Here is a 7,175-nt window from a genome sequence, read left to right as displayed (position 1 = left end):
CGGCCGGCACCCGCGAGGTCGAGGCGGCCTCGGCCAACCTCACCGAACTCGCCCAGGCCCTCATGGCCCTGGCCGAACGCTACCGGCACTGAGGGGGCTGCGGATCGGGCGATCCAGGCGGTGCGAGGCCACGGGACAGGCGGTGCCTGCGCGTCACGGCCGAGCATCGCCACGGGCTCCGCGGGGAGCCGGTGGCGGGGGCCGCACGGGATAGGCTGGCCGTACCACCGGCAAACGAAAAACCCCAGAAGCGCGCGCTTCTGGGGTGGGGCCGATCGTGCGATCGGCCTGGAGAGATCGGCCTGTCAGAACGCGCAAGCGCGTTCCTCGTCGTCCCTGACCGGGCCCAGCCCGAAGGCCGGGCGGGTGTTGGGTCTTAGTACGAGCCGAACTTGTAGTTCAGGCCGGCGCGGACCACGGCGAACTCGTCGTCGCGGCGGCCGATGGCGCTGTAGGCGACCGGGACGAGGTTGGCGGCGTTGACCACCAGGGCGCCCTGGTTGCGGTTGCCGCGCTCCAGGTTGACGTACAGACCTTCGATCTTGAACGTCACGGCCGACGAGCGGAAGAAGTTCAGGAACGACTCGGTGGGCAGGGCGAACTCGACGCCGCCGCCGACGGCGTAGCCAGTGCGGAAGCTGTCGTTGCCGGCGTAGCCGCCGAACGAGCGGTCAGCGCTGCCCGAGCCGTAGGCGAAGCCGCCGGTGCCGTACACGAGGGTGCGGTCGAAGGCGTAGCCGAGACGGCCGCGCACGGTGCCGAAGTAGTCGAGGCTCGACAGGCCGCGCGGGTCGGTGACGTAGAAGCCCGGGGCGACGGCGCCGTTCACGAAGGCGTTGTTCCGGCTGCGGCCGAAGTCGAGATACTGGGCGTCGGCCTCGATACCGACCACCACGCCCGAGCCCGGGGTGAACTGGACGTTGTAGCCGATCTGTGCGCCGCCGGAGAAACCGTCCTGGCTGCGGTTACGGAACGTGGCGGTGGTGCCGGGGGCGGCGTAGGGGAAAGGCACGCCGAAGGTGGAGTTGTTCGAGCGGCTGCTGGCGTCGAAGGCGTAGCCGGCGTTGATACCGGCGTAGGCGCCGGTCCAGGTGAACACGGGGACGGGGGTGAAGACGGGCGGCGGGGCGGCGCGACGCGGCAGGTCGGCGGCGGCGGCCGCGCCGGTCAGGGCGGTGAAGGCGGCCAGGGAGGCGAGAATCTTGGTCATGTGTGCGGTAATCCAGGGCGTGAAATCTGACGCCATGACTACCAATCCGTCGGCGAGAAAGCTGTAGTTTTACGGACACACCGCCCGGTCACGACGCGGGCTGCCATAGTAAACCTTCGGTAAATATCTGTCGCGCGACGGACATGCCTGGGAGATACTGACCCGAGCGCGACAACTCTGCAGCCGGGCATCGGTTGCGGCGGCGCGGGTGATTGATGGGCCGGTGTTGCCGAAGGGCGACAGCGCGCGTCAGCGGCCTGGCCCTGCTGACCTGCGCGCGGGGCGCGAATCCCCGCTCCTCGCCGCGCCCGCCGGCGCCCAATGCGATCGGCAGCGTTCGCATTCCGTACCCACTGTGACCCGGGAGCGGCAGCCGATCCTCGAGACCTCTGCTAGACAGGCCGACGTCTCTGGATGCCGCTTATGTCCAATCGACCGATTCTTCGTCGTGCCGTCCTGGTTCTGGGGCTGATGGGTATCCTGTTGGCCCTGGCGGATGTCGTCGCCCGCCGGGAGCTGACGCAGGCGGCCGACACTTCCTTCGCACGCGGCGGGGCGATCGCGCGGACGGCCGAGGCCAGCGAGTAGCCTGTCCGAGAGCGCGCAGGCCGCCCGATCATCGGTCGGGCTGCCGAGACAAAAAAGGCCACCCCCGAGGGGGCGGCCCGAAGTCTTGGGAGGAGACACCCTTGGGAAGGGTGGCGGGACCACGACGCCGTCGCGATCGCGCGCAACGGACTTAAGAGCGAGGCCTGCGGCCGGCAACCAGCCTCAGGGTGTCGGCGGGTGCATAAGTGCCGCCTTTTTCGCCCTCAGGTGCGCTTCCACACCATGGCTTGGCGGCAGGCAGCCGAGCGATCGCCGGGGCAGCCCCCGGCAGAACCGAGCCTCCTGCTTGGCCGTTGAGGAATGCGGGCCCGGCTGAGGTGCGGTCGGTCCCGCGCTTGTCCGCTCTCACCCGGTTGCGAATCTGTCATGAGCCGTCCGCGCCACGTCGGTCTGCCCTGGTACGCCGAGGAGCAGTACGAGGCCCTGCGCGCCAGCCTCCCCGACGGGGCGAAGCTGCCGCCTCGCTACGAGACCTGGCGGATCGCCACGGAGCAGATGGAGCGCGAGGTGCAACGCAGCGGCGTCGCGGTCGTGCGCGTGCCGATCGAGGTCGCGGCATTCACGGCGTGGTGCGCCCGCACCGGCGCGCCGGGCGACGGTTCCGGACGCGCCCGATACGCGGCCGAAATCCTCGCGGGAACCGACCCGGCGTGAGATGGGCCGGCGATCAGAACAGGGCGACCAAGGCCACGCCGGCGGTCATCAGGACGGCCCCGAGGATCCGCCACAGGCTGGCCGGGTGCACGGCGAAGCCGACCCATCCGTAATTGTCGAGCACGATCGACGCGCCCACGCCCACCGTGACGATGATGCCGAGGAACGACGCGGCGCCGATGGACGGTGACGCGTAGAGCTGGGCGAGGATCAGCAGGACGCTGAGGAAGCCGCCGAGCCAGGCCCACCAGGGCACCTGCACCAATTGTTGCCCGCTCGGCATCTCGAGCTTGCCGAGCGCCAGGCCGCCCACGAGAAGGGCGGCCGTGCTGACGAGCAGCGTCAGCAGCGCGGCCGTGATCGGCAAGCCGAGGGATTTCGACAGCGTCGCGTTTTGGCCGGGCTGGATGGCGTTCGCCAAGCCGGCGAGGATCGTGAGTCCGTAAAGATACCACATGCTCCGCTAGCACCTGAGCAGGCGGCCAAGCTCCCAGGGTCCGCCGCGCAGTTTTGACGCGCCCCAGCGGCGGGCAGGCACGGTCCCCGGCGCAGGACGTCCGCTCGCTCGATCGTTCGGCCGGACCCTATGGCCTGATCGGAAGGCGTCCGACCAGGGAGCCGGACGCATCCCGCACGATCAGGGTCCAGGTTTCGTCGGGATTGGCGGCGGTCAACTCGGCGGCCATCTCCCGGATCACGCTCCGGGCCTCGTCCAGGGCCTGTTCCACGCTGGCTGCCTCGACACCTTCCTCGTCACGGATCGACCCCTCGCCGTTCTCGATGTCGAAGTAGAAGCGTTCAGCCACCGAGCACGTCTCCCTGATCGGACCCCGCGAGCGGGTCTATGCATTCGGCCACGTCGTGCGGAACGGCACAGCAGCATTCAGAAGCAACGATAAACCTTAAAATATCTCAAACCTGAATTGGCTGGCGGAGTTGCAATTATGTCGAGATTTTGGCGGGGCGATCCATTAAAGCTACTGGCGATCGCCTTCCGAACCAAGGCCCTAAGGCCCGCTGAGGTGGCGCTCCTTTCTTGGGGCACGTGCCATGTCGACGTGTGATAAGCCGGACTCTGTCAAGAGATCCGGGGCAATATCCGATAGTAAAGACAAGCTGCGCAACCACATCCGGCGCGTCCTGTTGTGTATCAAGGTGCGGCCGCCCCAGAAATAACCGGCGCTCCATCGCACATGTCGTAATCCGTCGGTCGGCGAATGACTTCGGGCGGCCGAGATGGCAACGGGCCGGGCGGTCTTGCCGCGACGCTTTGCAGCATAACCTGCACGTCAATCATCGACCCGCTGTGGCGCGCCTGCGCTGGCGCGCTGCGCCGCCCGACGGCATCGTCGCGTCATGGTAAAGCCCGGACCCCCGACCTGCGAAGTCTCCGTCGAGGGGGCCTGGGTGGCCATGACGGCCGACGAGGCGCAGGCGCGCCATCGCGATGCGCTCAAGCGCTGCCCGGCCTGCTTCGGACGCCTGATGATCCAGGGCGGCTACACCGCGGTGCGGCGCACATCGCTGTCCCATTTCCGCGTGCATGACGGCTGCCCGCTGATCCCGCGCCACTACAAGGGCGAACCGCGCCGCCATCCGGCGGCGATCGGGTAGGCGGGGCCCGCTCAGATCCAAGCCCTGAGGCGGACGGTGAGGGCGCAGGCGCCTGGCGGCGTGGGCGACGGGACGCTTTGCAGCACGACAGCCTGCGGCAGGGGCAAACGCATCGTGAAGCCGGCCACGCTGCCGGACTTCCGGTGAAGGCCACTGCTCGGCCACGAGCGTCGGCCGGGCCGTGGGGCCTGATCAGGAGCACGCTCTGCCGCCGGCTGCCGAGCGAACTGCCCTCTGTGCGTGGCGTCGAGCATCAGCTCAACTGAAGGCCCCTGCCCCACTATAGGGCATGACCAGCACCGCCCGGCCGCACCGGGCTGAACGTCCGCGGCCCAATCGTCCGGATGCGCGGGGCGCGGAGCCGCCTGGCCCGGATCGTCCTCGCCGCCCGGGTCGAGCCCGAACGAGATCGGGTCGGCATGGATAGCGCCGGCTCGAGTCTCTCGCCCGTCGAAGGCTGTTCAGCTCTGGATCTTGCTCACCACGTGCTTCACCAGAAACAGGCCGATGGTCACTGACGTCAATCCGAACATGATGACGTACATATAATCAACTTGGATTCCGGCGTAAGGATAATAGGCCGACCGTACCCATTCGCCCAACTGCATCGCCGGGTTGAACTTCATCCAGTAATAAACTTTATCCGGCATGTAGCTCGGCAGGAACATCACGCCGCTGGAGACATACAGGATGATGCTGAACAGGGCGTAGCCGATCATCCATCCCGGGAAGAAGCCGATGATGGCCACGTTGATCGTTCCGATGCCGATGCCCAGGATGATGGCCGCGACGTAGCCGCAGACGGCGGTCAGCGGATCGGCTGGAATCGGGTTGGTGCCGATGATGACCAGAATGGAACTGACGACCAGCAGGGCCAGGAAACCGGTCACGATCTCGACGAGGATGCGCGAGAAGATCAGGTCGAACAGCTTGACCTGCGGGTAGTAGGTCAACGGCCGGTTCATGATCACCGATTTCATCACCTCGCGGGAGATGTACTGGAAGACCAGCACCGGTACCGCCCCCGTGGCGAAGAACAGGGGTCTGCTGTCGCCGAGCGGCGCCGCGAGCTTCTGGAAGGTGTAGATCGCGATCAGCATGAACACGTGCACGCAGGGCCAGAGCACCACCACGCCGTAGCCCCAGATCGAGGCGCCGAAGCGCGTGCGCATGTCGCGCAGGATCAGCGCGTGCAGGACATGCAGGTAGGACTCGGCCGGGCTCTTCTGCGTCTGAGCCGTCGGGAGAGCGGACATCGGTATGGCCTCTGCGTTTCGCCAACTGCTTCGGCGAAAAACTGGGCTAAAGTGCGTTGGTCGGATGCCCGGGAGCGGCCGCGCCTACGCTGTCAGGGCGTAATAGTCGCGCATCAGGTCGTCGTACTCGGCCGCCTGGATCGGCGCCGAGAGCTCCCCACCGGCCGAGATGTCGATCCCCAGCAGCCGGTGGTTGAGAGCGGCGGGGTCGTTCGCCAGGGCGTAGGGCAGGACGTGGCCATTCGGATGGTCGCGCAGCCGGTCGCCCTGGGCGCCGAGATCGAAGGCCACCACCGGCAGGCCGGTCCGCAGCGCAAGGGTCAGGGCGTAGGAGTAGGTCTCCGGCCAGATCGCCGGCAGCAGGATCAGGTCCGCGGAAACCTTGGGCAGGAGGTCGAGGATCTCTTCGTCCTCCCCGTGGTGGCCGGTCTCGGCGATCTGCAGGGCCGCCCGTGCGACCCGATCGAGCGTCGGGTCGTCGGTGGAATAGCGGCCCGTCTCGGTGACCCCGGCCTGTTCCAGGCCGCTCCGCAATGCCGGATCTGCGTGGCCCACGATCGCGAATCGCAAGGGTAGGTCTCGCTTGCGGGAATCGGCGGCCAGAGCCTGAAGCAGCAGGCCGCCTTCGGGCAGGCTGATTCCACCCAGCACCGCGACGCGGCGCAGGCGGCCCGGGCGCCTTAGGGCGGTGGAGCGCACGCTCCGGTCGGCCTCGACATGCGGCCGCACCGTGATCGCCAGATCCGGATACACGCCGCCGATCCGCCCCGCCGTGTCGGCGGACGGCGCGAACACCCGCGTCGCCCCGGCCAGGAACCGCCCGAACGTGGCCCGCCGCTCCGCCGGATCCGGCTCCTCGTAGCCGTCCGCGTCCGAGGCCAGGCAGTCCCGGCACAGAGACACCGGCGCCAGCCCGCAATAGCGCCCGTCCGGCATCACCAGGTGGTTGCGGTGGCACACCGGCGAGAAGTCGTGCAGCGTCCAGGCATAGGGCCGCCCCGACCCGGACACGAGGTCCATCAGCGCGTGCGCCGCGTTCCAGCGCAGGCCCGCCAGCGAGTGCACGTGGATCAGGAGCGGCGCCAGCTGCTCGATGAATGCTGCCACCGCCTCGGCATCGCGCGGCAGGTACAGGCTGTCCAGGCTCGGCAGGTACACGAACTCCCGGCTGCGATACGAGACGTTGACCTGGCTGTTCCGGGCCCGGTCGACCGAGAGCAGCACCACGGCCGTGCCCTCGCGTTTGAGCCGGGCGATCATGTCGTCGATGTGCCGCTGGATGCCCCCGCCCCAGCTATGGGTCACGAACAGCACCGCCCGGCCGCGGACGTGCCGGGCGAGCCGGTGCAGGTCGAGCCGCGCCCGGCCCCGCCGGCCGGGATCGGCCTGGACGAACTGGCCGACGAGCGCCGGGTAATCCGGATGCTTGGCGAGCAAGGCCGCCTGGCCCTGGTCGTACTCGCCGCCCGGGTCGAGCCCGAACGAGATCTGCCCGGCATGGTACACGTACACGTCCTCGGCCAGCAGGTTCGAAAACCCGGCCTTGCGGGCGCGCATGCACCAGTCGTTCTCCTCGCCGTAGCCCTTGCCGAAGGCGACCTCGTCGAGGACCCCGACCGCGTCGAGCGCGGCGGCGGTCATGTAGAGGCAGAACCCGACCCCGGTGGGCACCTCGATGCTGCGGCCGCGGTTGAGCGTGCGGGCGGCCTGGTCGAGCTCGGGCCGGGGGATCTCCAGCGCCATGGTGTTGTTGGCGTTGAAGCGCGGGTAGCTGCAGATCGTGGCGTTGTTCGACAGCGGCGTGACGCTACCCACGGGGGGGCGGCCGTCCG

Annotated in this window: 8 protein-coding genes; 3 read left to right on the top strand and 5 right to left on the bottom strand. The window is 68.4% G+C overall.

What is annotated here, in order from left to right; translation table 11 throughout:
* Positions 1 to 376 precede the first annotated feature (376 nt).
* Positions 377 to 1,210 carry an outer membrane protein gene (locus BMZ47_RS27585; protein WP_091865618.1) on the bottom strand — a complete coding sequence of 278 codons (834 nt, stop codon included), beginning with the start codon at positions 1,208 to 1,210 and terminating at the stop codon, positions 377 to 379.
* 423 nt (positions 1,211 to 1,633) lie between these two features.
* Here BMZ47_RS27585 and BMZ47_RS28835 point away from each other — a divergent pair, with 423 nt between their 5' ends.
* Together BMZ47_RS28835 and BMZ47_RS27580 are read left to right on the top strand one after the other, a co-directional pair.
* On the top strand, positions 1,634 to 1,798 hold the full coding sequence (locus tag BMZ47_RS28835; RefSeq protein WP_208601125.1) for a hypothetical protein: 165 nt from the start codon (positions 1,634 to 1,636) through the stop codon (positions 1,796 to 1,798).
* 387 nt (positions 1,799 to 2,185) lie between these two features.
* Positions 2,186 to 2,473: a hypothetical protein gene (locus BMZ47_RS27580; RefSeq protein ID WP_091865615.1), complete on the top strand. Its 288-nt coding sequence runs from the start codon at positions 2,186 to 2,188 to the stop codon at positions 2,471 to 2,473.
* A 13-nt stretch (positions 2,474 to 2,486) separates the two neighbouring features.
* On the opposite strand, the gene BMZ47_RS27575 is transcribed toward BMZ47_RS27580, so the two are convergent.
* Entirely contained in the window at positions 2,487 to 2,930 is a 444-nt protein-coding gene (locus BMZ47_RS27575) for a DMT family transporter (protein ID WP_091865612.1), read from the bottom strand.
* A gap of 127 nt (positions 2,931 to 3,057) precedes the next feature.
* Entirely contained in the window at positions 3,058 to 3,279 is a 222-nt protein-coding gene (locus BMZ47_RS27570) for a DUF6894 family protein (protein WP_091865609.1), read from the bottom strand.
* A 601-nt stretch (positions 3,280 to 3,880) separates the two neighbouring features.
* Here BMZ47_RS27570 and BMZ47_RS27565 point away from each other — a divergent pair.
* Positions 3,881 to 4,087, top strand: a complete 207-nt coding sequence (locus tag BMZ47_RS27565) for a hypothetical protein (RefSeq protein WP_407942916.1) — start codon at positions 3,881 to 3,883, stop codon at positions 4,085 to 4,087.
* A gap of 461 nt (positions 4,088 to 4,548) precedes the next feature.
* On the opposite strand, the gene BMZ47_RS27560 is transcribed toward BMZ47_RS27565, so the two are convergent.
* A complete protein-coding gene (locus BMZ47_RS27560; RefSeq protein ID WP_091865605.1) occupies positions 4,549 to 5,343 on the bottom strand; it encodes an ABC transporter permease in 795 nt (264 codons plus the stop codon).
* An 84-nt stretch (positions 5,344 to 5,427) separates the two neighbouring features.
* Positions 5,428 to 7,175, bottom strand: a 1,748-nt coding sequence (locus BMZ47_RS27555; RefSeq protein ID WP_139221091.1) for a glycosyltransferase, incomplete at its 5' end; no start/stop codon positions are given.

It is taken from the genome of Methylobacterium brachiatum (genome assembly GCF_900113845.1).
Lineage (GTDB): Bacteria > Pseudomonadota > Alphaproteobacteria > Rhizobiales > Beijerinckiaceae > Methylobacterium > Methylobacterium brachiatum.
This window is presented reverse-complemented; position numbering and strand designations above follow the sequence as displayed.